This is a genomic window from Pontimicrobium sp. IMCC45349 (genome assembly GCF_047219225.1).
Lineage (GTDB): Bacteria > Bacteroidota > Bacteroidia > Flavobacteriales > Flavobacteriaceae > IMCC45349.
Window position 1 is genome coordinate 2,976,037 of the sequence record NZ_CP178208.1, and the last position, 25,046, is coordinate 3,001,082.

The 25,046-nt window shown below is 30.4% G+C and carries 22 protein-coding genes and 1 other RNA gene; 10 read left to right on the top strand and 13 right to left on the bottom strand.

Annotation, left to right across the window (positions count from 1 at the left end; genetic code table 11):
- Positions 1-37: 37 nt before the first annotated feature.
- Positions 38-347, top strand: an RNA gene (rnpB, locus tag ACLII3_RS13850) — RNase P RNA component class A.
- 50 nt (positions 348-397) lie between these two features.
- Here the strand turns inward: rnpB and ACLII3_RS13855 are convergent.
- The 5 genes from ACLII3_RS13855 to ACLII3_RS13875 form a co-directional block, all read right to left on the bottom strand.
- Complete coding sequence (locus ACLII3_RS13855; protein WP_412984820.1) at positions 398-910, bottom strand: nuclear transport factor 2 family protein; 513 nt, start codon at positions 908-910, stop codon at positions 398-400.
- Between the two features lie 3 nt (positions 911-913).
- The gene (locus ACLII3_RS13860) at positions 914-1,696 is read right to left on the bottom strand and encodes a hypothetical protein (protein ID WP_412984822.1); all 783 of its coding nucleotides are present in this window, start codon (positions 1,694-1,696) and stop codon (positions 914-916) included.
- A 162-nt stretch (positions 1,697-1,858) separates the two neighbouring features.
- On the bottom strand, positions 1,859-2,413 hold the full coding sequence (gene rsmD, locus ACLII3_RS13865) for a 16S rRNA (guanine(966)-N(2))-methyltransferase RsmD (RefSeq protein ID WP_412984823.1): 555 nt from the start codon (positions 2,411-2,413) through the stop codon (positions 1,859-1,861).
- Complete coding sequence (locus ACLII3_RS13870; protein ID WP_412984824.1) at positions 2,413-3,252, bottom strand: DUF3822 family protein; 840 nt, start codon at positions 3,250-3,252, stop codon at positions 2,413-2,415. The genes rsmD and ACLII3_RS13870 overlap by 1 nt, the downstream gene beginning before the upstream one ends.
- Positions 3,215-3,946 carry a hypothetical protein gene (locus ACLII3_RS13875; protein ID WP_412984825.1) on the bottom strand — a complete coding sequence of 244 codons (732 nt, stop codon included), beginning with the start codon at positions 3,944-3,946 and terminating at the stop codon, positions 3,215-3,217. Before ACLII3_RS13875 ends, ACLII3_RS13870 begins: the two co-directional genes overlap by 38 nt.
- Positions 3,947-4,071: 125 nt before the next feature.
- Here ACLII3_RS13875 and ACLII3_RS13880 point away from each other — a divergent pair, with 125 nt between their 5' ends.
- Genes ACLII3_RS13880 through ACLII3_RS13910 form a run of 7 tightly spaced genes read left to right on the top strand, consistent with a single transcriptional unit; the run spans position 4,072 to position 9,848 of the window.
- Positions 4,072-5,496 carry an ATP-dependent DNA helicase gene (locus tag ACLII3_RS13880; protein WP_412984826.1) on the top strand — a complete coding sequence of 475 codons (1,425 nt, stop codon included), beginning with the start codon at positions 4,072-4,074 and terminating at the stop codon, positions 5,494-5,496.
- Between the two features lie 30 nt (positions 5,497-5,526).
- Positions 5,527-6,093 carry a DUF4126 domain-containing protein gene (locus ACLII3_RS13885; RefSeq protein WP_412984827.1) on the top strand — a complete coding sequence of 189 codons (567 nt, stop codon included), beginning with the start codon at positions 5,527-5,529 and terminating at the stop codon, positions 6,091-6,093.
- 45 nt (positions 6,094-6,138) lie between these two features.
- Positions 6,139-6,867 (top strand): 3-deoxy-manno-octulosonate cytidylyltransferase, encoded by a 729-nt coding sequence (gene kdsB, locus ACLII3_RS13890; RefSeq protein ID WP_412984828.1) that lies wholly within the window; start codon positions 6,139-6,141, stop codon positions 6,865-6,867.
- The gene (locus ACLII3_RS13895) at positions 6,858-7,562 is read left to right on the top strand and encodes an HAD family hydrolase (RefSeq protein ID WP_412984830.1); all 705 of its coding nucleotides are present in this window, start codon (positions 6,858-6,860) and stop codon (positions 7,560-7,562) included. Before kdsB ends, ACLII3_RS13895 begins: the two co-directional genes overlap by 10 nt.
- Positions 7,563-8,183 carry a CatA-like O-acetyltransferase gene (locus ACLII3_RS13900; RefSeq protein ID WP_412984832.1) on the top strand — a complete coding sequence of 207 codons (621 nt, stop codon included), beginning with the start codon at positions 7,563-7,565 and terminating at the stop codon, positions 8,181-8,183.
- Between the two features lie 37 nt (positions 8,184-8,220).
- The gene (locus ACLII3_RS13905; protein WP_412984834.1) at positions 8,221-9,303 is read left to right on the top strand and encodes an iron-containing alcohol dehydrogenase family protein; all 1,083 of its coding nucleotides are present in this window, start codon (positions 8,221-8,223) and stop codon (positions 9,301-9,303) included.
- 2 nt (positions 9,304-9,305) lie between these two features.
- A complete protein-coding gene (locus ACLII3_RS13910; protein WP_412984835.1) occupies positions 9,306-9,848 on the top strand; it encodes a 1-acyl-sn-glycerol-3-phosphate acyltransferase in 543 nt (180 codons plus the stop codon).
- A 234-nt stretch (positions 9,849-10,082) separates the two neighbouring features.
- Here the strand turns inward: ACLII3_RS13910 and ACLII3_RS13915 are convergent, their stop codons facing one another.
- The 7 genes from ACLII3_RS13915 to thrA form a co-directional block, all read right to left on the bottom strand.
- Positions 10,083-12,683: a zinc-dependent metalloprotease gene (locus ACLII3_RS13915; protein ID WP_412984836.1), complete on the bottom strand. Its 2,601-nt coding sequence runs from the start codon at positions 12,681-12,683 to the stop codon at positions 10,083-10,085.
- A 189-nt stretch (positions 12,684-12,872) separates the two neighbouring features.
- Complete coding sequence (locus tag ACLII3_RS13920) at positions 12,873-13,592, bottom strand: YebC/PmpR family DNA-binding transcriptional regulator (protein WP_412984837.1); 720 nt, start codon at positions 13,590-13,592, stop codon at positions 12,873-12,875.
- Positions 13,593-13,649: 57 nt separating this feature from the next.
- Positions 13,650-14,492: a sugar nucleotide-binding protein gene (locus ACLII3_RS13925; RefSeq protein WP_412984839.1), complete on the bottom strand. Its 843-nt coding sequence runs from the start codon at positions 14,490-14,492 to the stop codon at positions 13,650-13,652.
- Between the two features lie 34 nt (positions 14,493-14,526).
- Positions 14,527-15,609, bottom strand: a complete 1,083-nt coding sequence (gcvT, locus tag ACLII3_RS13930) for a glycine cleavage system aminomethyltransferase GcvT (RefSeq protein WP_412984841.1) — start codon at positions 15,607-15,609, stop codon at positions 14,527-14,529.
- Between the two features lie 85 nt (positions 15,610-15,694).
- Positions 15,695-16,996, bottom strand: coding sequence for a threonine synthase (gene thrC / locus ACLII3_RS13935; RefSeq protein ID WP_412984842.1), 1,302 nt, complete (start codon positions 16,994-16,996; stop codon positions 15,695-15,697).
- Positions 16,997-17,015: 19 nt separating this feature from the next.
- On the bottom strand, positions 17,016-17,939 hold the full coding sequence (locus ACLII3_RS13940; protein WP_412984844.1) for a homoserine kinase: 924 nt from the start codon (positions 17,937-17,939) through the stop codon (positions 17,016-17,018).
- Positions 17,940-17,943: 4 nt separating this feature from the next.
- Positions 17,944-20,394 carry a bifunctional aspartate kinase/homoserine dehydrogenase I gene (gene thrA / locus ACLII3_RS13945; protein WP_412984845.1) on the bottom strand — a complete coding sequence of 817 codons (2,451 nt, stop codon included), beginning with the start codon at positions 20,392-20,394 and terminating at the stop codon, positions 17,944-17,946.
- 339 nt (positions 20,395-20,733) lie between these two features.
- Here thrA and ACLII3_RS13950 point away from each other — a divergent pair, with 339 nt between their 5' ends.
- A complete protein-coding gene (locus ACLII3_RS13950) occupies positions 20,734-22,275 on the top strand; it encodes an NAD(P)H-hydrate dehydratase (RefSeq protein ID WP_412984847.1) in 1,542 nt (513 codons plus the stop codon).
- A gap of 62 nt (positions 22,276-22,337) precedes the next feature.
- Here the strand turns inward: ACLII3_RS13950 and ACLII3_RS13955 are convergent, their stop codons facing one another.
- Positions 22,338-23,393 carry a TlpA family protein disulfide reductase gene (locus ACLII3_RS13955; RefSeq protein ID WP_412984849.1) on the bottom strand — a complete coding sequence of 352 codons (1,056 nt, stop codon included), beginning with the start codon at positions 23,391-23,393 and terminating at the stop codon, positions 22,338-22,340.
- Between the two features lie 125 nt (positions 23,394-23,518).
- Here ACLII3_RS13955 and hutH point away from each other — a divergent pair, with 125 nt between their 5' ends.
- Positions 23,519-25,030 carry a histidine ammonia-lyase gene (hutH, locus tag ACLII3_RS13960; protein WP_412987922.1) on the top strand — a complete coding sequence of 504 codons (1,512 nt, stop codon included), beginning with the start codon at positions 23,519-23,521 and terminating at the stop codon, positions 25,028-25,030.
- The last annotated feature ends 16 nt before the right edge of the window (positions 25,031-25,046 follow it).

Here is a 25,046-nt window from a genome sequence, read left to right on the forward strand (position 1 = left end):
GCGAAAGAAAACATAAATAATTATTTACTTTTGTGCACAAGTAAATCGCCTTATCGAGCTAAAACTTGTTTTAGTTAGGAAAGTCCGAACACCATAGTGCAATCATAGTGGTTAACAGCCACCAACCGCGAGGTTAGGAAAAGTGCAACAGAAAGGATGTACAGGTAATGCTGTAGTGAAATCAGGTAAACTCTATGTGGTGCAATGTCATGTATACCAATGTTTGAGGGCTGCACGCTCGATGTTGGAGGGTAGGCAGCTAAAGTTTGCTGGTAACAGTAAATGTAGATAAATGATAAGGGCTCTTTTTTAGAGTACAGGATTCGGCTTATAGATTTACTTAAGCATAAAAAAAGTGTGGTATTAACCACACTTTTTGTTTTAAATGAATTATTAACTACTCACTTGAAGTAGAATCTACAGCTTTTGCTGCTTCCATTTCTTGTAGCATTAATACTATTTCGGTTGGATCCCAATAACCAGATTCTCTTACAATTTTCCCATCAATAAATTGTGAAGTTAAATGTACAGGAATATTTACCGTTTTATTGTTTCCTTTTAGAGTTGCTGACCAATCTCCCCAAAAGTTTACCCAAGTATGGCCTTCATCTGTAACTACCATTTCATATTCTGATTCACTTAGATCAAAGCCTCTATTTGAATAATTCTCATCATTAGCTTTATGGTAGTCAATGATTTCTTTGGTTGACATTCCTTTTTTTCTTGTATTAAAAAATGTTTTAGACGTGTCTGCATAATGCTTAGTTAATGCTTCCCAATTTTTATCGTTGTAATTTTTTATATTCTCCTTTAATGCGTCAATTTCAGGAGAGTTTTGTGTATATCGTACTTCATGTTCTTTACATCCTAAAAGAACAATACAAAGAATTAAGATTAGTGTTTTTTTCATGGTTTAATTTGATTTTGGATAATAACTTAAATCTGGTCTAATTCTTCCTTCAATTTGATCGTATTTCATAGCTAATTTAATTACTTCAAAAAGAGCAGCATTACCATCTTCACCTAAAGCAGTATTATTGGATTTTCCATTTTGAGCACTTTCTACACTGTCTGTTGCTGGAACAGATACTAGAAAATAACTTTCTTCATCTCCAAATCCACTATGGTAAACATCGTATCCATTTTTAATTCCTTTTTCTGCAAAAGCTTCTTTTACCTTTTTCATGGCTTCGTACATTGCTTTTCCATTTTTTGGTGCATAGTAAAGGAAATGATATTCACGATGGTTTTTTCCTTCTTTACTAAATCCTTCTGGCATATGTGATAGCTCAGGAATATGATGGGTGATGCTATTGCTATGTGAATCGTAGCATTTGTCCATATCATCAAATAATTTTCCAGCTGCTTCTTTTCCCATTTTTTCAAAAATAGCGCTCATTGGATTATTGTCAAGTTCGGCCATATTTTTAATAGGTGTTACATATATATAACGTCCATCTTCAATAGAAACAGTTGTCCAGTTTATTCCTTGAATGTTATGTTTTTCGCAATTTTCCTTTAGTTCTTTGGCTAAACGTTCGTATTCTTGCAACATAGAAAAATTCACATTATCTGTATGTAGTGATAACATGGTTGATTTTTTTTCCTCTTTGGCTTCTTTTTCTTGAGCGATTGAAATATTAAAGGCAAAAGCCATTAATACTAATGTAACTAGTACTTTTTTAATAGTTTTCATGTGTTTATTATTTAGTTGATTAATAGTCTAATTAATACATTACTAAGTAATAAGACATAATAAATTTTGAGCAGTAATTATTTAATAAATAGACGTCAATAAGAGTTGGGAAAGTGCTTAAGGAATTTTCTAAGTTACTGAAAAAAAGTGATATACAGAAATTTACTCTTCGTCTTTAATAGTGTTTTCAAAAAAACTGAACATGTTTCCACCATAACTTTTTGAATAACTAAAATGCTTGAAATTTGATAAATCTGTATGTTTTGAATGTTCAATTATCAACAAACCATCTTCGTGAAGTAGTTCATTTTCAAAGATAGCATTGCTAATTTCTTCAAATTGATTTTCTGAAAATGCATATGGAGGATCAGCAAATATTAAAGAATGTTTCTGCTTTGTAGATTCTAAATATTTAAAGACATTAGATTTTATTGTTTGAATAGGCATATCAAACTCTTCTGCAGTTTTATTAATAAAACGGATACAACCAAAATCTTGATCCACTGCTGTTATTTGCTCTGTACCTCTAGATGCAAATTCATAGCTAATATTACCTGTACCACTAAATAAATCTAGTACCGAAAGTTCATCAAAATAATAAAGGTTGTTTATAATATTAAACAAGGCTTCTTTTGCCATGTCTGTAGTTGGTCTTACAGGTAATTTTTTTGGAGCTGTGATACGTCTTCCTTTATATTTTCCAGAAATAATACGCATTAAAAACTGTTTAAAATAATTAGATCTTTAGCAATAGTCATATCGATATTTTGAGGAATTGCATACTTTTTTCTAGCTGTAATAAAGCTAATATTTCTTATGTATTTATATGCTATATTAAATAAGTCATCTTCTTTTTTAATATCACCTAAAAGCAATAATTTAAACTCTTCTGGGTTCAAGTTTAATTGTTCGGCAGTAAATAAAATATAGTATATAAAGTCTTCTTTTGTATGAAACTCAAACGTATTATATAGCCTTAGGTTATTGTTTTGAGTTACTAATATTTCAAAATGTGAGTTATTTACATTAACATACATTTTGTCATCAGATGAATACTTGTCGTTGTTTAATAAAGATTCAATTAAAACAGTAGAGTAGTGTTTGTATTCAAAATTACCAAAACGATCATAAATGTAATTGTTAATGTTTACGTATGGTACATAAATATTAACAGAGTCATTAATGCTTAGCTCGTCAAAAGTGATAAAATCTGTTCTAAGAATTTTAGAATTAAATTTTAAATAATCTGCTATGTATTCTTCATTAAATAACGCTTTAGGTACCAAGGTTGATAATTCATTGTCGTGAACAATAGTAACTTGACTAAACGTGTTATTTAAAAAGTCTTCAGTATTAAATTGGTGTGTTAACTTATCTAGGGTTTCGTTTGGTGTAAGCCTTTTATCAAACTTAATAGTTTTAGAAAAGGCAATAGTTTTGTTTTCTAGATTTAATACACAAAAAGAAAGTCCATTCAAGCTAACTTGAATGGACAATTTATATAGGTTTTGGTCTATGTTATTGTTCTTTTGAATAATTTTTTGGCCAGTTTCCATTTGTATTTACTTCTTCCATAGATCCTACTTTTAATGCATCACCATTTACACCATCTACAGACACTACTTGGTTTTCTTTTGCAATAAGGTTTTTGTCTTGACCATCTAAGATAACAGATTTTTTAGCCAATACTTCAAACACAGGAATGTTGATTCCGTTTTGGTCTAATAAACCAGCTTTTAATTCAAATTTTTCACCTGCTTTGCCAACTGGAATATTCATCATTGTTTTATATCTTGAATCAGCACCAAATAATGAGTCTTTAACACCAACAGTTCCTAAAGTATCAATGATAACAATGTCTTTATAAGTATCTACACCATAACGACGTGTCATTTCTTGATCTAAAATACTTGAATCACGACGTTGAGTAAGCGTAAATTCAGCAGTGTCAATAAACTTTACTAAGTTATCCCAATTACCTTGGAATTGTCCAGTTACTGATCTGTGAGCTAATTGAGAATCTCTAATATCCTTTAAATTTTCAATAACTACTTTATAACGCTTGTCTTTTAATTTATTAAATTGGATTTCTCCATAAACAGACATAAAAGTTATATAACCTAAATATCCAATTATTACCCAAAGAACGATTAAAATAACAGGTTTAAATTTTTTAGGAACAAATTTATCGATTAACCAAACGATAGCTATTGTAAGTAAGATTACAACAATTGCAGCAATAATTATCATAGTGAGTTTATTAAATTTTAATTAATGGTCTAACGCAAATCTACAATTTTTTTTTATTAGCGAAAGTGATTGTTAGTAAAAATCATTTCTATATTTGAAAAAAATAAAACCAGCTGTAATATTTAATGAATTCTTCAGAATTTTATTCAACCATAAAAGGCGATTTCCCCTTTGCACCAACTTCTAAGCAAGATATTGTGTTACAGCAACTTTCAAATTTTATTTTTAGTACATCACCTAATTTGTTATATGTTTTAAAAGGATTTGCAGGTACTGGTAAGACTACTATAATTGGAACTATAGTTTCTAATCTATGGAAGGCTAAAAAAAGTGCTGTTTTAATGGCTCCAACAGGAAGGGCAGCAAAAGTTATCAGTAATTATTCTAAAAAAGAAGCTTTTACCATTCACAAAAAAATTTATACCATAAGGCATGATAAGAGTGGTAAAGTATCATTTGTATTAGCTCCAAACAAACATAAAAAAACACTTTTTATAGTTGATGAGGCTTCTATGATTTCAGATTTGCCAAGTCAAGCCAAATTATTTGGTAGTGGTTCTTTATTAGATGATTTAATGCAATATGTTTATTCTGGACATCAATGTAAACTCTTATTAATAGGAGACACTGCACAATTACCTCCAGTTAAACTAGACATCAGTCCAGCATTGAATGAAAATAGCTTAAGCCTGAGCTACAATAAAGAAGTAGAGCGTATGGAGCTTGATGAAGTAGTTAGGCAAGAACAAGATTCTGGTATCTTGTTTAATGCAACATTATTAAGAGAAGCTTTAGCTAACTCTTTTTTTGAAAGCTTTAAATTTAACTTAAATGGTTTTAAAGATATTGTTAGGTTAATAGATGGACATGAAATTATGGATGCTATTAACGATTCTTATTCTAATTTAGGTAATGAGGAAACAGCAATAATTGTACGCTCTAATAAAAGAGCAAACTTATATAATGAACAAATAAGATCACGCATTTTATTTAATGAACATGAGTTAACTGCTGGTGATTACTTAATGATAGTTAAGAATAATTACTTTTGGTTAAAACCATCAAGTGAAGCTGGTTTTATTGCTAATGGAGATATTATAGAAGTTCTTGAAGTATTTGCTATTAAAGAATTGTATGGCTTTAGATTTGCCGAAGTAAAAATAAGAATGGTCGATTATCCACGAATGCGACCATTTGAAACCGTTTTAATGCTAGATACTATTAAGCTTGAAACACCTTCATTACCTTATGAAGAATCTAATAAGTTATACCAAGAAGTTTTAAAAGACTATGAAGATGAAACTTCATCTTATAGAAAGTTTAAAAAAGTAAAACAGAATAATTTTTTAAATGCATTACAGGTTAAGTTTTCTTATGCTATTACTTGTCATAAATCACAAGGAGGTCAATGGAACACTGTATTTGTAGAGCAACCTTATTTGCCAAATGGTATAGATAAGGATTACCTAAGATGGTTGTATACAGCAGTAACAAGAGCTAAAGAAAAACTATATCTTATTGGTTTTAAAGACGATTTTTTTGAGGAATAGTTTTTGAAACTAATTTCTTAAATTAGTAAAATGACTTCAGAAACAATTATCAGTATTTTTTTAGGAATTGGTTTGGCAGCATCTGTAGGATTTAGAGTTTTCTTACCATTATTTGCTCTTAGTTTAGCTTCGTATTTTAATATTTGGCAGCTTAATGAAAACTGGGAGTGGATTGGAGGTATTACCGCTTTAATTATTCTTGGTGTAGCAACTATTGTAGAGATTTTTGCTTATTACATTCCTTATGTAGATAATTTGTTAGACTCTATAGCTGTTCCTTTAGCAGCTATTGCAGGAACAGCTGTTATGGTATCCACAGTTGCAGATTTAAGTCCAGAAATAACTTGGGCATTGGCTATTATTGCTGGAGGAGGAACTGCTGCTGCAATTTCTGGTGCTTCTGGTGCTACAAGATTAGCATCAACAGCTTCAACCGCTGGTGTGGGTAATCCAATTGTTTCTACTGTAGAAACAGGTACTTCAGTTATTATGACTATAGCCTCTATATTTGTTCCAATTTTAGGTTTTGTTCTTGTACTTATAGTTGTATATATCATTTTTAAGATTTACAAAAAGATTAAAAGCACAAAGACATAAATTCTATTAAATTTCTGTATTTTTGATTTGTAAGAAATATTTCAAATGAAGATAATTTCAATGATTCCGGCACGCTATAGTGCATCTCGTTTTCCTGGGAAATTAATGCAAGATTTAGAAGGTAAAACGGTTATTTTACGTACCTATGAGGCTACAGTAGCAACAAATTTATTTGATGACGTATATGTTGTTACAGATAGTGACATAATTTATAATGAAATTACCTCTAATGGAGGTAAAGCCATTATGAGTATTAAAGAGCATGAGTCGGGTAGCGATAGAATTGCAGAAGCAGTTGCTAATGTTGACTGTGATATTGTTGTTAATGTGCAAGGTGACGAACCTTTTACCGAAAGAGAAAGTCTAGAAAAAGTACTTAATGTATTTCATGATGATAACGACAAAGAGATTGACTTAGCATCTTTAATGGTAGAAATTAAAGATTGGGATGAGATAAATAACCCAAATACTGTAAAAGTAATTGTAGACCAACGTAGTTTCGCTTTATATTTTTCTAGAAGCCCAATCCCTTTCCCAAGAGATAAAGAAGCTGGAGCAAGATATTTTAAGCATAAAGGGATTTATGCTTTTCGTAAAGAAGCATTGTTAGACTTTACTAAAATGCCAATGCAGTTTATTGAAGCTACCGAAAAGATTGAATGTATTAGATATTTAGAGTACGGAAAGAAAATAAAAATGGTTGAAACTAATATTGAAGGTGTAGAAATTGATACTCCAGAAGATTTAGAAAGAGCTAAGCGTTTATGGAAATAGATTATTCAAATATAAAAGTTATTGGATTTGATGCAGATGATACACTTTGGGTAAATGAGACCTATTTTCGTGAAGCAGAATTAGAATTTGCAAAGCTTTTAGGTGCTTATGAGACTGCAAATAAAGTTGATCAGTTGCTCTTTAAAAAAGAAATGGATAATTTAGATATCTATGGTTATGGAGTAAAAGGCTTTGTACTATCAATGGTAGAATCAGCTATTGAAATTTCTAATGGAGATATTTCTAATGATACTATAGAAAAAATTCTCAATATTGGAAAAGATATGATTAATAAACCTGTAGATTTATTGGATGGTGTGGAAGAGGTGTTAAAAACTTTATCTAATAACTATCGATTAATATTAGCAACAAAAGGCGATTTATTGGATCAAGAGCGAAAATTAGAAAAGTCTGGTTTAACTAATTATTTCCATCACATAGAAGTGCTAAGTGATAAAAAAGAAGCAAATTACGAACGTTTATTAAATCATTTAGATATTGAACCAGAAGAGTTTTTAATGATTGGAAATTCTTTAAAATCAGATATATTACCATTAGTAAATATTAACGCAAAGGCAATACATGTTCCCTTTCATACAACTTGGGCTCATGAACAAGTTACTGAGAAAGAAACTAATGGAAAGCAATACAAAACGGTTTCAAAGATTAATGATATAATTAATATTTTGAAGTAGATGAAATATATTGACATTAATACTTGGGAAAGGAAGCAGCACTATAATCATTTTAAGGATTTTTTAGACCCTAGTTTTGCGGTTACTATTCCTTTTGATGTTAGTTATGCTTATAACTTTGCAAAGCTTAATGGCATTAGTTTTTTTGCTAAATATTTGCACGATTGCATGAGAGCAATTAATAGTGTAGATAATTTAAGATATAGAATATTGAATGGTAAAGTAGTAGAGTTTGATGTTATTAATGCCTCTGCTACATTAATGAGAGTAAATAATACATTTGCTTTATCTTCAATTAAATATTCTGAAGATATTAGAGAGTTTATAAAAAATATTAATTCTGAAAAGCAACGAATTTTAAGTACTGATGACTTTTATCCTCCAGAAAATAGACTGGATTGTATTCATTGTTCAGCTTTACCTTGGGTTAATTTCACAAATAATAAAGAAGCTTTTTCTGGAAAATCAGATTCGGTTCCAAAATTATCTTTTGGTAAAGTTTATGAAGAAGGAAATTGTAAAAAAATGAATGTATCAATAAGTGTAAGTCATGCATTAGTTGATGGTTTGCATGTTGGATATTTTGCAGAAAATTTCCAGCAATATTTAAATAATAATTAATTACACTATTTTAGTGTTTAATATATATCATAATTGAATGAGTTATAAGAATTTTCCAATGGTACCAAGAGTAGTTTTTGGGAGAGGTAGTTTTAATCAGTTGCAAGAAATTATTTCACCTAAACGTATTAATACTAAAGCACCATTTGTATTTTTAGTTGATGATGTATTTAAAGGTAATGCGTGGTTGACTTCTAGAATACCTTTGTCTTATGAAGATAATATAATTTATATTTCTGCAAATGAAGAACCAAAAACTTCACAAGTTGATGAATTAGTAGAGGACATCATTTTAAACTCTAGAGAAAAACCATCTGGCATTATTGGAATAGGAGGAGGTACTGTATTAGATTTGGCCAAAGCAGTTTCAATAATGCTTACTAATAGTGGTATTGCAAGTGATTATCAAGGTTGGGATTTAGTGAAAAATCAAGCAGTCTATCACGTTGGAATACCTACAATTTCTGGAACAGGAGCAGAAGTTTCTCGAACAACAGTATTAACTGGACCAGAAAGAAAGTTAGGAATCAATAGTGATTTTACTCCATTTGACCAAGTCATTCTAGATCCTGAATTAAGTAAAGATGTACCAAAAGACCAATGGTTTTATACAGGAATGGACTGTTTTATACATTGTATCGAATCTTTAAACGGAACTTTTTTAAATGCATTTAGTCAAAGTTATGGAGAAAAGGCATTTTCATTATGTAAAGAAGTATTTGTAGATAATAAATTAAATACTGAAGAATCTCAAGATAAATTAATGATGGCTTCATGGCATGGAGGTATGAGTATAGCTTATTCACAAGTTGGTATCGCACACGCATTAAGTTATGGTTTATCTTATCTTCTAGGAACAAAGCATGGTATTGGTAATTGTATTGTTTTTGACCAATTGGAAGAGTTTTACCCTGAAGGAGTTAAACTCTTTAAGGAAATGAAAAAAATACATAACATTGAACTTCCAAATGGTGTCTGTTCAAATCTTGCTGATGAAGAGTTTGATATTATGATAGATGTATCACTAAGTTTAGAGCCTCTTTGGGAAAATGCGCTAGGTAAAGACTGGAAGAAAAGAATAACAAGAGATAGTATTAAAGCTTTGTATAAAAAAATGTAGATATGCGTTGGCTATCCAAGTTTATATATCATAAATTATTAGGTTGGAAAGTTACTGGTTTTTCAGATTTTGATAGTGTGAAAAAAGCAGTAATTATTGCAGTTCCACATACGAGTTGGCATGACTTTTATATTGGAGTTTTATTACGTTCTGTAGTAGGTATCAAGTCTAATTTTGTTGGCAAAAAAGCTTTATTTACATTTCCATTTGGTTTCTTTTTTAGAGCGCTTGGTGGTGCTCCTGTAATTAGAAAATCTAATGAAAACCAAGTTGAGGCTATTGCTCGTTTATTTGATGAACATGAAGTGTTTAGAATGGCAATGGCTCCAGAAGGAACTAGAAAAAAAGTTGATAAATGGCGTACAGGTTTTTATTACATAGCTAAAACTGCCAACGTACCTATTGTAATGTTTACACTTGATTTTAAAAACAAAGAGAACAAGTTCTCTGAACCATTTTACCCAACTGATGATAAAGAAGCTGATTTTAAATTCATGAAATCTTTTTATGAAGGAGTTGTAGGCAAAGTACCAGAGTACTCCTAATTTTTAAGTCTATTTTCACATTTTGGCATAAGTTTTGTTTCTTTTCTAATAGGTTTAGTTAGCTTGGTAAGTGAAACATAAATTAAACATGTTGCATGTCACTAAAAAGAAACATTTACTAGATAATATAATAACTATTAAAAGCTATTTCTTCCCCAAGAAATAGCTTTTTTTAAACCAAAAAAGCCATTGCATTGCAATGGCTTTAATGTTATATTTAAACTAGTAAATTACTTACTTAATCTCTTTTATAGCATTATCTATTAAAGTTCTTAAGTGTTGCTTATGTGCTCTAGAAGAAACATTTCCAGAAGGCGCAGCCATAGTTCTAATTTTCTTTAAGTTATATAATGCCATTGATTTTGCATTATTTGTGAATCTAGAACTTTGCTTTCCAGTAAGCATATTAATTAAATAGTTTGTGTATTCAATTTGTAAGTTTTGTCTAAATGAATTTACATTTCCATAAATATCTGCAGCAAAAATTGATTTGTTTAAATCAGACATATAAGTAGACATAGTGTATTTATTGCCATACAACTCAGAATCTGTAATTCTTTGTAATGTATTAGGATGTAATATATGACGTAATACATTACGTTGATAAGCTAATACTTGTGCATGGATTTTTGGATCCTCTGGTCTAGCAAAGAAATTATATCCACGACGTTGCATTGCTAAATAGTTGTATAAATCATTTGGAGCATCGTAAGCATTAGGAGCAAAAGCATACTTGCTTAATGCATTCATAGCTCTTTTTTGGTCTTCTAAGCTTACTGGTGTATAAGGTTGAGTTTCTCCTGTTTGTCCAGCCATAGCTCTATCTACATATACACCTCCAATAAATCTAGAAATAACATTTGTAGCAGTAGCACGTTGTCCGCTTAAAATATAATAAGCTCTTCTCAACTCTTGGTAAGATTCTCCTTTTTTAGTGAATTTAGCTTTTACATCTTTCATTAATCCATTAACCATTTCTATTCTATCAATAGAATAACCTATTTGGTCGTTAGATAAATCACCAATCATTACTCTTGGATCCATTGCTTTTCCAGGAGCTCTCATATCGTCAGCATCATTACCAAAGATTAATTCTGGTTTAGTTGATTGCTCTAATAAAGCATTTTTCTCAGCTTCAGTTTTAAAAGGTGTGTATCCATATTGAATTGCCCAAACATCATATGGTCCAACAGATGTGTCATAGTATTGTCCTTGCTTACTTCTATCTGTAGTTAAGTTAATACCAGCATAATCCATTACAGAACCTGTTAAACATTTTCCTTTAATAAAATCAGCATCAGCTAATTGTTCAGGAGAGAACAACTGACTTGCTTTCATGTTATGGTTAAGTCCTAATGTATGACCTACTTCGTGCATGATTAAAGCTTTCATAGCTTCTTTTTTCATACGCTCCATTTCTAAATCACCAGCATTGGCAGCAGCTAATACAGCTTGACCAAACATTGTGTTTTCATGCATTACATGACCCATTGAACAAAATAATTTGTTATTCTTTAAGTAATCTGATGCATCAAATTCTTTTTGGTTTGCAGCTAAATCAAACATCTTATCATACATCACTCTGTTAGTAAAGTGCACATATTCTAACATAATGTCAGCTCCCATAATTTCACCAGTTCTTGGGTTAACAAAACTTGGTCCATAACCACCAAAAGGAGGATTTGGAGAAGATGTCCATCGTAATACATTTTTGTTTATATCTCCAGCATCCCAATCTGCATCATCTGGCTGCATTTTTACTACCATAGCATTTCTAAATCCAGCTTTTTCAAAAGCTTTATTCCATTCAAGAACACCTTCTCTAATAATATCTCTCCAAGCTTCAGGAGTAGAATTTTCCATCCACCATGTAATTGGCTTTACTGGCTCAGAAATAGCAGCGTTTGGATCTTTTTTAACTAAATTCCAACGGTGGATTAAATCTCTGTATGGTACAGAGTTTGTAGCAGTTTGGTCAGTTACTTGCGTTAAGAAATATCCAACTCTTGGGTCGTCTAATCTAATTTCATACCCATTATCTTCTGGCATAGAGATTAAACTGTGAAATATTTTTATACTTACATTTCTACCATCAGTTACTGCAGCAGAACCTCCATTTAAAACTGAAGATTTAGAATATACATACTCAACAGCTAAATCTGTATTGTCTTCATAATTTCTAATAGAGTTGATTTTAGTTTTTCCTTTATCTAAGTTTCCTAATGTAAAAGCAAAAGGAGACTGTCCTGGAAAACGAGGGCCTTTAATTTGTGCTAATGTTTCTTTTAAAAATAAACCATCAGATTTTACTAAGTATAATCCTTTTTCTTTGTCATGAGCTTCAATTTTAAAGCTAGCCATAATACCTGGAGTAATATTAGCGTCTTTAGATTTAGAAATTGCATTGTTAGGATCGAAGTAGTAAGAAGTGTTTTGAGTTACAAACTCAATCTTGTCATAAAACTTTTCAATTTTAAAGACTTTTGAACCACCATAAGCACCTCTAAAAGCACCAGCATCTGTAGCACTATTAGCTACTTGCATGAAGTGAATAAACTCTTTGTTTAATTGATCTTCAGAAATTACCATTTGTGTACTACCATTAATAGTATCACGATAAATAGTAAATAAGCCTTCAATTTTTTCGCTTTTCTTTACTAAGTCTTTAATAGTTTTTTCTTTAGATTTTTTTGGTGGAGCAGGAGCTGTAACTTCTTGTCCTTTCTTTTTCCTTTTGTTTTTACGCTGCGCTTCTGCTTGAAATGGCATCATAAATAGCGCTAACATAAAAACCATAGCTATTTTAAAATAGCGATTGGTTTGATTGGTTTTCATATTTAATTTAGTTGTTAAAATGTTATTTATTTTAAGAGTTTGAAATTATGAAATTGATAATAAAATAATCTTTATAATATGTTAAAACTATTTTTTATTGATATTAGTATGGTATTCATTTAATTTTCATACTATTATATATAAAAAAAGAGAGCATTATGCTCTCTTTTTTTATCAAATTTATATGTCTTACTCTGATAATTCTTCCATGGTGTGATATACGTTTTGTACATCGTCATCTTCTTCTAATTTTTCTAGAAGTTTTTCAACATCTGCAACTTTTTCTGCATCTAATTGCTTAGTTACTTGAGGGATACGCTCAAAACCAGAAGATAGAATTTCTATTTTTCTTTTTTCTAATTCAGCTTGTATAGAACCAAAGTTTTCAAAAGGAGCGTATATCAAAATACCATCATCATCAGCAAAAACTTCTTCAGCACCATAATCTATAAATTCTAATTCTATTTCTTCAGCATCCAAACCTTCACTATTAATTCTAAAGTTACATGTACGGTCAAACATAAATACTACTGAACCTGAAGTTCCTAAACTTCCATCACATTTGTTAAAATAGCTTCTCACATTTGCTACAGTACGTGTATTATTATCAGTAGCAGTTTCAACTAATACTGCAATGCCATGTGGTGCGTAGCCTTCAAAAATTACTTCTTTATAATCGCCTTGATTTTTATCGCTCGCACGTTTTATAGCACGTTCAATATTATCTTTAGGCATGTTTACAGACTTTGCATTTTGAATAACTGCTCGTAAGCGAGAATTACTGTCAGGATCTGGACCACCTTCTTTAACAGCCATAACTATATCCTTACCAATTCTTGTAAAGGCCTTACTCATTGCAGACCAACGTTTCATTTTACGTGCTTTACGAAATTCAAAAGCTCTTCCCATATTAAATAGTTTTAATTTATTAGCAAATTTAAAAATGCTAGTAGTAAAAACAAATTATTAGTGGTTATCTATGTTAAGAATATCTTCAATAATATTAATACTAGTTAGTTGTAAATGTTTTGGAAGTAAATTTTCTTTAGGAAGTACTGCTAAATATCTATCATCATTTGTAGTGTAAACAAACTTATAGCTTACTTGTTTTAGCTCAAGTATTCTTATTATATCCTTAATAAAATCGTCATGATGCACTAAATCAGTACTACCTAAATGGTAAATACCATATTTGTTACGGTTGATTATATAATGTATTTGTTGAGTTACTTTATCACAACTCGTAACATTTATTACTAGGTTAGGAAAAATTTCTATAGGCTGTTTCTCTGAGTTGGCTAGTTTAATTTCGTTTACTCTAGGTGAATGAGCTCCAAAGACCATGGGTAACCTTAAAATTGCAATTTTGGTTTTTGGTAAGCGTAATAATAGATTTTCAATTTTAATTTTAAAATGCCCATAAATACTATTGCTTAATGTAGTATCGTATTCGTAGCTAGGATATTTACTATAAGCATCAAATACATTGGCTGATGATAGGAAAATAATTTTACATTTATTTACTTTAACATATTCTACTATATGTTTGTGAGCAATTATTTGTGAAGAGAAATTACCGCGAAGAGCAGAAATTATAATTGTAGGTTTTACAATATCTAGTATTTCAAAAATGTCATCCTCTTCTACGTTATATTGAAAAAAATGATGGTTAGAGCAAAAGTTTTTGTTATCAATATTGTAAGTGCCATATGTATTAAAATAGGAGCAAAGTTCTTTATAAATAGCATTACCTATAAATCCACTTGCTCCTAATATTAATATACGATGTTTGCTTTGTGATTTTTTCATTGATGATGATTATATATGTCACAAAGCAGGTGTGTTATCCTTTATAAAACGGAAGTTTTACTACTGTTGCAGGAACTGCTTTTTTTCTAATTTGAATATTAATTTTACTTCCAGTAGAAGCAAAAACTTTAGGAACATAACCTAAACCAATACCTTTTCCTAAACTAGGACTTTGAGTACCAGAGGTTACATTACCAATTGTTTTTCCGTTATTATCTACGATATCATAACCTTGACGCGGAATACCCCTATCATCTAATTCAAAAGCAATAAGCTTACGTTCTACACCACGCTCTTTTTGTGCTGCTAAGTTTTCACTATTTGTAAATTCCTTAGTGAATTTTGTAATCCAACCAAGACCAGCTTCTAATGGAGAAGTAGTATCATCAATATCATTTCCATAAAGACAATAACCCATTTCTAAACGTAACGTATCACGAGCAGCTAGACCTATTGGTTTAATACCAAAATCTGCTCCAGCTTCTAATACTTTATCCCAAACTTGTTTTACTTCGCTGTTTTTACAATACACTTCAAAACCACCACTTCCTGTATATCCAGTAGCAGAAATAATAACGTTATCGATACCAGCAAAATCACCTACGATAAAGTTGTAAAATTTAATTTCTGATAGGTCATGACTTGATAATGATTGCATAGCTTCAACCGCTTTTGGACCTTGAATAGCTAATAAAGAGTAATCTTCACTTATATCTTTCATGTCTGCACCAACATCATTTTTAGATTGAATCCAGTTCCAATCTTTTTCAATATTGCTAGCATTAACAACTAGTAGGTAAGTTTCTTCTTTAACTTTATATACAATTAAATCGTCTACGATACCTCCATCATCATTTGGAAAGCAGCTATATTGTGCTTTTCCTATAGTTAATTTTGAAGCATCATTACTTGTTACTTTTTGAATTAAATCAAGAGCATTAGGCCCTTCAATTAAAAACTCTCCCATGTGAGAAACATCAAAAACACCAACAGCTTTTCTTACTGTTTCATGTTCAATATTTACACCTTCGTATTGTACAGGCATGTTGTAACCAGCAAATGGAACCATTTTTGCTCCAAGAGCTTCGTGAGTTGTAGATAATGCAATATTTTTCATTAGTAAAAATTGTATATAGTTTGTCCAGCAAATCTAATCAATTTTAATGCAAAAAAAACACCGATTTATAATGAAATATTAACCGTTATGAGTTTGCAGTGATTAAATAGTTTTTTAACTGATTATAGCTATTAATTTTAATAGATACTTTTTCTTTATTTATGACTGCTTTTATTTGCTTTGGTAATGATTGTGGTTGCTTAATAACCTCTTCAACTATATCCAAAAATTTTGTTGGATGTGCAGTTTCTAAAAATACACAGTGTACCTTTGGGTTTTCTTTTAAATAATCTTTACAGCCTAAATAACCAACTGCTCCATGAGGATCTGTAACATAGTTGTAGTTGTTATAAATTTCTAACATAGCAGCTTTTGTTTCTTTATCAGTGTAACTGAATGATGATAGATTGTTTTTTAGAGTATTAAAATCATTTTTATAAATTTCTTTAATGCGAATAAAGTTACTCGGATTTCCAACATCCATTGCGTTACTTATAGTTTGTACAGATGGTTTTGGGTGGTAGTTTTCAGTTTTTAGATATTCTGTCACTACATTATTTTGATTATTAGCAGCAATAAAATGCTTAATTGGTAAACCTAATTGCTGTGCCATCATTCCTGCACAAACATTACCAAAATTACCACTAGGGACAGAGAATACTATATCATTGTACTTACTTTTTAAGTTTTTATAGGTAAACATAAAGTAGAGTAATTGTGGAAGCCATCTTGCGACATTAATAGAGTTTGCAGATGTTAGTTGCATTTTACTTGTTAAATCCTTGTCTAAAAAAGCGCGTTTAACCATATCTTGGCAATCATCAAAAACACCATCTACTTCTAAAGCAGTAATGTTTTGTCCAAGTGTTGTTAATTGCTTTTCTTGTATGTCACTTACTTTACCACTAGGATATAATATAACTACATTTACACCTTTTACTCCTAAAAAACCATTAGCTACAGCGCCTCCAGTGTCTCCAGATGTTGCTACTAAAACGGTTACCTTGTTAGTGTTATCTTTATTAAAATATCCTAAACATCTTGCCATAAATCGAGCACCAACATCTTTAAAAGCCATCGTTGGTCCATGAAACAATTCTAAAGTTGAAATATTTTTGTTTAGCTCAACTACTGGAAATTCAAAAGCTAAAGTTTCCTCAATAATACGTTTTAACACTGCTTCAGGAATTTCTGGAACCACAAATTGCTTCAAAGCTTCAAAAGCAATTTCTGTGTTAGATAAAGTTTCAATGCTTTCAAAAAACGATTTGGACAATGGTTTTATGTTTTCGGGAAAATATAAGCCTTTATCTGGCGCTATTCCTTTTATAACTGCATTCTTGAAATTTGAATTTGATGCTTGTTTGTTTAAACTATAGTAATTCATGTTTTTAGCTACTTATGTTTTAATCAATTATTTTAATTCCTCGATAATTAATTTTTGAGATATATGTATCAAATTCTAAATCTGATTTATTATAAATTGATCGTATTACTGTTTCAATTTTTCTTGCAGAAACTACACCTTTACATAATGTAAATATTGAAGGTCCTGAACCTGAAATGCCACTTCCTAATGCTCCTGCTTCTAAAGCAGCGTTTTTAGTTTTTTCAAAATAGGGAATTAGTTTACTTCTATAAGGTTCTGCCACGACATCATTTAATGATTTACATATTAAATCGTAGTTTTTTGTATGTAACGCATGAATAAGGCTACCAACATTAGACCATTGTGTAATGGCATCTTTTAGAGGGATTTCTTTAGGTAAAATGGCTCTAGCTTCAGATGTTTTTATTTCAATTTTTGGATGCACAATAACAGCATGTAAGGCATCTGGTGTTGGTATTTGTAAAATTTCTAAAGGCTCTAAACTTTTTACTAGAGTAAAGCCACCAAAAAGAGCAGGTGCAATATTATCGGCATGTTCACTTTTACTTGCTACAGCTTCACCTTTCATAGCAAATGCTGTGAGTTCGGTTTTATTATACGGTTTCCCTAATAATTCATTAATAGCAAATACGCTACCTGCTGCACTAGCCGAACTACTACCAATTCCACTACCTGGCTTAATTTTTTTATTGATTTCTATTTCAAATCCACAATCAGGATTTGCATGGTCATAAAGTGCTTGTGCAGATACGCCTGCAACATTTAGATTTGTATCGTATGGTAAGTCGTAACCTTCAATTTTTGTGATTTTTATGCCTTTATCTTGAGTTTTTCGAACAATCATTTCGTCTCCTACGCTATTTAAGCAAAACCCTAAAACATCAAATCCACATGATACATTTGCTACTGTTGCTGGTGAAAATATTTTTATCTCTTTCATAATTTTAGTTATTAGCGATTCTTATTATGTCTGCAAATAGGCCAGAAGCTGTTACATCTGCTCCAGCACCAGCACCTTTTATTATCATTGGTTGTTCTGGGTAACGTTCTGTATAAAACATTACAATATTGTCCTTTCCTTCCAGGTTGTAAAATGGATGTTCTTCTGGAATTTCTTTTAGACTTACTTGAGCTTTTCCGTCTTTAAATTCGGCTACATACTTTAGTTTACATCCCTTGTCATTTGCTGATTTGAAGAGGTTTTGATAATGTTCTTCATCAGAAATTAGTGTATCATAAAAGTCATTAACGCTATTTGCTTTTAATCCAGAGTTTGATAAAAATGAAGTATTCTTTATATCTTCAAGATTCATTTTAGTACCACTTTCTCTAGCTAGAATTAATATTTTTCTAGCGACATCAACACCACTTAAGTCAATTCTAGGGTCTGGTTCTGTATAACCTTCTTCTAGTGCTTGTTTAACCACATCGTGAAACTTTGTAGTATCATTAAAGTTATTAAATACAAAATTTAAACTACCAGATAAAACGGCTTGTATAGAATGTACTTTATCTCCTGAAGTAATTAAATGATTTAACGTATCTATAATTGGTAATCCAGCACCAACATTAGTTTCAAATAAAAAAGGTGCATTGTATTTTCTAGATAAATGTTTTAGCTCATTGTAATTGTCAATATTACTAGAACATGCAATTTTGTTACATGCAACAACTGCAAAGCTTTCTTTTAAATAATTAGCATAAATATTTGAGACTGCTTCATTAGCTGTAACATCTACAAATACATTGTTCCTTAAATTTAAAACTTTAGCTTTTTCGAAAAAGCCATTTAGAGATGCACTTTCACCATTATCCAATTGCGATTTCCAATTATCTAATGTTAATCCAGATTCATCAAAAATCATCTTTCTTGAATTTGATAATCCAACAACTCTAAGATTTATTTTAAGCTTTTGTTTTACGTATGATTTTTGCTGTTTTATTTGTTCTACTAAGCGTTCACCAACATTGCCAACACCAGTAATAAATAAATTAAGTTGTTTTGTTTTCGTTTCAAAAAAGCGTTCATGAAGTGTGTTTAAAGCTTTTTTTACATCGTTTTTTGATATAACCGCAGAAATATTTCGCTCTGAGGCTCCTTGAGCAATAGCTCTAATATTTACATTGTTTTTTCCTAAAGCGCTAAACATTTTTCCACTAATACCTTGATGATTTCTCATGTTATCACCAACTACTGCAATAATGGATAAATCTTCTTCAATAATTATTGGGTCAATTTTAAATAGTGAGATTTCATTTTCAAAAGCTTTATCAATTGCAGCCTTTGCTATTTTTGCATCTTTTATTGAAACTCCTATACAAATTGAATGTTCTGAAGATGCTTGAGTTATAAGAATGATATTAATTTTTTCATGAGCTAAAGTTTCAAATAAGCGTTTTGAAAATCCAGGAATACCAACCATTCCATTACCTTGAAGTGTAATAAGAGCTATGTCATTTATATTGCTTATACCTTTGACTGGTGAGGTAGAGCCATTTTCAACATTACGAACAATTAAAGTGCCTTCATCGTCAGGAGCTAATGTGTTTTTAATTAGTATAGGAATATCGTTTCTCAATACAGGTTGCACAGTAGGAGGATACAATACTTTTGCACCAAAATGAGATAATTCTACAGCTTCTTGATACGATAACTTATTAATAGGTAATGCTTGCTTTACTAACTTTGGGTTTGTTGTAAACATACCACTAACATCTGTCCATATTTGTAATTCATTAGCGTTAATTGCTGAGGCTATTAATGATGCAGTATAGTCAGATCCACCTCGTCCTAGTGTTGTAATTTCGCCATCTTCAGATTTTGATACAAATCCAGGAAGTAAAGTAACTAGTTTGCAATCACCATTAAAAAATAGCCTAATATTTGTATTAGTTTCTTCAAAATTTACACTTGCGTTTGTGAAACTATTATCAGTAATAATTAACTCTTGAGAGTTTTTTAATTGAACATTTAAACCTTTATGTTTCATGGCTTCACTTATAATAAATGAAGACATGATTTCTCCATAGCTTAAGAGTTTGTCGGTAGTTTTTGGAGATAATTCATTGATTAAATAAATACCATCTAATAATTTTTCTAGATTAGTTAAATGCTCAATAACAATGTCTTCAACTATATCTAATGGTTCTCCATCTAGAAGTTCATTAATTATTTCTAGATGAATGCTTTTTATATCGTTGAAGACTTTTTTATAGTTTATTTTTTTATCAACAGCTTCATTAGCTGCATATAATAGTTTATCTGTAATACCACCAACAGCTGATACTACAACTGCTATATTTATTTTGTTTGAAGCATTATTTACTATTTCTATTACCTTATTTATGTTGCTTGCAGAACCTACAGACGTTCCACCAAATTTTAAAACTTTCATTTTAAATGTTTTAAGTTATCAAAAAGTTGAAATATTGTTATAAATACAATATATAAGTACGAGGGTAAATTATCTAACAACCCAAAAGGGTAGTTGTAGATGTAGAAATAAAACCAAATACAGTAATAGCACCTTTATTTACTAGAGGAGAATTTGTGCTAATATTTTGGTTTAAATTGTACATTTTTGAATGTATTGCTTCTCAAATGTATTACTTTTACATTAATAAAAAAATTAATCTTAAACTTTTACAGAATATTAATAATGAGTGTGTTTTATTTATAATTTTTTTCTAAAACATTGAAATTGTTATTATTCTTTCAATAATAAAATTACTAAATGAAAATATTTTCCAAAGAACAAATATATCTAGGAGATAAATTAACTGCTGAGAAGCAAGGGATAACTTCAACCGAGTTAATGGAAAGAGCAGGTACTCAAATTTTTAACTGGTTGCATACAAGAATGCAAGGAGCACAAGTTCCTATACATGTATTTTGTGGTATTGGAAATAATGGTGGAGACGGCCTTGTAATAGCAAGACATTTAATCACTCATGGTTATAATGTACATACTTATGTGGTAAACTGTAGTGATAAAAGGTCTAAAGATTTTTTAAATAATTATGATAAGATAAAAACTGTAACAAAGAAATGGCCAACATTATTAAGTTGTAAAGAAGATTTTCCGCAAATAGCAAAAGAAGATGTAATTGTTGATGCCGTTTTTGGAATAGGGTTAAATAGACCAATTGATGATTGGGTAAAAGCTTTGTTTCAACATTTTAGAATGACAGGTGCTTTTACGTTATCTATTGATATGCCTTCTGGATTATTTTCTGATAAAGTGCCTAAAGATGAAGATGCAGTAGTTTGGGCAAACCATACTTTAAGTTTTGCTTCTCCAAAAATAGTTTTCTTTTTACCAGATACAGCAAAGTATACACAGCAATGGGAAATTTTAGATATAGGATTAGATCCAGAGTTTTTATACACTACAATTACTGAAGCAGAATTAATTGGTAAGTATGAGGTAATGCCAATATATAAACCAAGAGAAAAATTTGCGCATAAAGGAACTTATGGACATTCATTAATTATTGGTGGAAGTTATGGTAAAATAGGTGCAGTTACTTTAGCCAGTAGAGCTGTATTAGCTATTGGAGCAGGAATGGTAACTAGTTATGTACCAAAATGTGGTTATATTCCTTTGCAATCTTCATTTCCAGAAACTATGGTAATAACTTCAGATGATGAAAATATCATTTCTAATATTAATTTAGATTTTGCGCCAAATGCAATAGGAATAGGTACTGGCTTAGGGAAAGATAAAAAAACGGTTAGTGCTTTTAAAGAATTATTAAAATCTAATAAATCAAGCCTTGTTATTGATGCTGATGCTATTAATATATTGACTGAAAATAAAGAGCTATTAAAGTTAGTACCTGAGAATTCAATATTAACACCTCATGCGAAAGAGTTAGAGCGTTTAGTAGGTAAGTGGGAAGATGATTTTGATAAACTAAATAGAGCCAAAAAGTTTGCAAATGATTATAATATAGTATTGGTTGTTAAAGGAGCAAATACTATAACAATATATAAAGACAGACTATTTATTAACTCAACAGGTAATCCAGGACTTGCAACAGCAGGAGCAGGAGATGTATTAACAGGATGTATTACAGGTTTACTATCTCAAGGTTACGATGCTGTATCTGCTGCATTATTTGGCATTTATTTACATGGTAAATCTGCAGATATTGCTATTGAACGTTATGGTTATCAAAGTTTAATAGCATCTCATGTAATAAATTATTTAAACGAAGCTTATATGGATTTGTTTAAACAGCCTGAACAACCTCAAGTACAACAAGAAGAATAATAAAGTATATAAATAAAAAAAGCAGCTTTTAAGCTGCTTTTTTTATAATGTTACTTGCCAAATTAGATACTTAACGAATCAAATAATTCAATTAGTTTTGGACTAGAAGGTCTTGGTGCATCAGGAGATACAATGTTACCATCTGGATCTATTAAAATAAATCTTGGAATACCACTAATTTTATAATTCTTCACGAAATCAGATTCCCAGGCTTTGTCAGAGAATAATTGAATACCACCTAATTCTTTTTCAGCAACCATTTTTTTCCAACCTTCTTTTGATGCAGCAAAAGCAGCTTCTTTATCGTCGGCTTTATAACCTCTACCATTATCAACAGAAATGCTTACAAATTCAATATTCTTGTCATGATATTTTGCTTCCACTTCTTTTAATGATGGAATCTCTCTTTTGCAAGGTCCACACCAAGTTGCCCAAACATCAACATATACATACTTACCTTTAAGGTCACTTAAAGATGTAGTACCACCTTTGTAGTTTTCATAATTCTCAAATATTGGAGAAGGTGATCCTTTAGGGAATTCTTTTCTCATTGCTATCTTACCTTGATGGTATTTTTTATAACCATTGTACATTGCGTCAATAGTTTTTTCATCATCAGCTAAAATAGTTGAGTCAACCATGGCAGCGTTAGCTGCTTTTAAATCTGCATATGCAGACCTTAAGTCATCAAAGACTTTATCAAATCCTTCTACATCTTTATCAAATAAATCTTCATTAAGGTATTTTTCTTGTAATAAAGTGTTAGCTACAAAATAATTGTTGGTTTCGGCAGCATCACCTTCAAACTTTAAGGTTTCATCAAACTCTTTTGTATCTAGTGTAAATGAAGTTACATTATCATTCTTTAAATAAATGTTTCCAGATTCATTTCCGTCAGAAAAGAAATATGAACCTTCTACAACTTTTAAAGTATCGCTAAAAGTTCCATCATCATTTACTTTTATTTCCTTTTTATAGCCTTCTCTATTTTGGATAATTATTTTTTTATGCTCATTAACATTAGTAATCTTTCCAGATAATGTAACATAATCTTTAGGCTCATTCTTGCATGACACTATAAGTGTTGCAGTTAAGGCGAACAATGCTAAATTTTTCATTTAATTCAATTTTAGGTTATAGTAGACTCAAAAATAAGAATATGTATTTAAAAGCGTTAATAATTAACATTTATTTGGATATAAATTATTGATTGCTGAATTTTGAAGCCTTAATTTTTTAGAATATCATGAATCATCACGAAATAACTACCAATACTTTAAGTCTTGAAACAATAAATACTTTAATTTTTGAAAATGTAAAGATTAAATTATCTGAGGAGGTAATTACTAATATTGTTAATTGTAGAAATTATTTAGATGAAAAAATAAAAGCTAATGACAATCCTATTTATGGCATTAACACAGGTTTTGGTTCATTATATAATGTAAAGATAGACTCTAATAATTTAAGAAAACTTCAAGAAAACTTAATGTTATCACATGCATGTGGTACTGGAGATGTTGTTTCTAATGATATAGTTAAAATCATGTTGCTCCTAAAAATTAAGTCTTTATGTTATGGTAGAAGTGGAGTACAATTAGAAACCGTAAATCGTTTAGTAGATTTCTATAATAATGATATATTTCCTGTAGTTTATGAGCAAGGTTCATTAGGTGCTTCAGGAGATTTAGCTCCTTTGGCACATTTATCTTTACCACTTATAGGTGAAGGAGAGGTATGGTATAAGGGTGAGGTACAAAGTTCAAAATTGATTTTAGAGAAGTTTAATTGGGAACCAATTCAATTAAAATCTAAAGAAGGTTTAGCTCTACTTAACGGAACTCAGTTTATGAGTGCTCATGGTGTTTATGTTTTATTAAAGTCTTATAAACTTTCTTATCTAGCAGATTTAATTGGTTCATTATCATTAGATGCATATGATGGACGTATTGAGCCATTTGATGAATTAGTACATATAGTTAGACCTCATAATGGACAATTAAAAACTGCAGAAAGAGTTAGAACATTTTTAGAAGGTAGTCAATTAATCAACCAAAAAAAACAACATGTACAAGATCCTTATTCTTTTAGATGCATACCACAAGTACATGGTGCCACAAAAGATACATTAGAGTTTGTTAAGAAAACATTTACTACCGAAATTAATTCAGTTACAGACAATCCAAATATTTTTGTTAATGAGGATAAAATAATCTCAGGAGGTAACTTCCATGGTCAACCTTTAGCTCTAGCTTTTGATTATTTAAAGATTGCAATGTCAGAGTTAAGTAACATTTCAGAACGTAGAACATTTCAACTAGTTTCAGGACTTAGGAACTTACCAACATTTTTAGTCGATAATCCTGGATTAAACTCAGGATTTATGATTCCTCAATACACAGCAGCAAGCATAGTTAGTTCAAATAAGCAGTTAGCTACACCAGCAAGTATAGATTCAATAGTTTCTTCAAATGGACAAGAAGATCATGTTAGTATGGGGGCAAATGCTGCAACTCAAGCATTAAGGTTAATATATAATGTAGAACGTGTTTTAGCCATTGAATTATATAATGCTTCTCAGGCATTATTTTTTAGAGAACCATTAAAGACTTCAGGCTTTCTAAATTCATTTTTAGAGAGTTATAGAAAAGAAGTTTCAATGGTTCATGAAGATAGATTTATGCATGAAGATATCGATTGTACAATCAAGTTCATTAAAGGCTTAAGTGTTGATAATGAGGTGATTTTTAATTAAAAGAATGTTAAAGTTT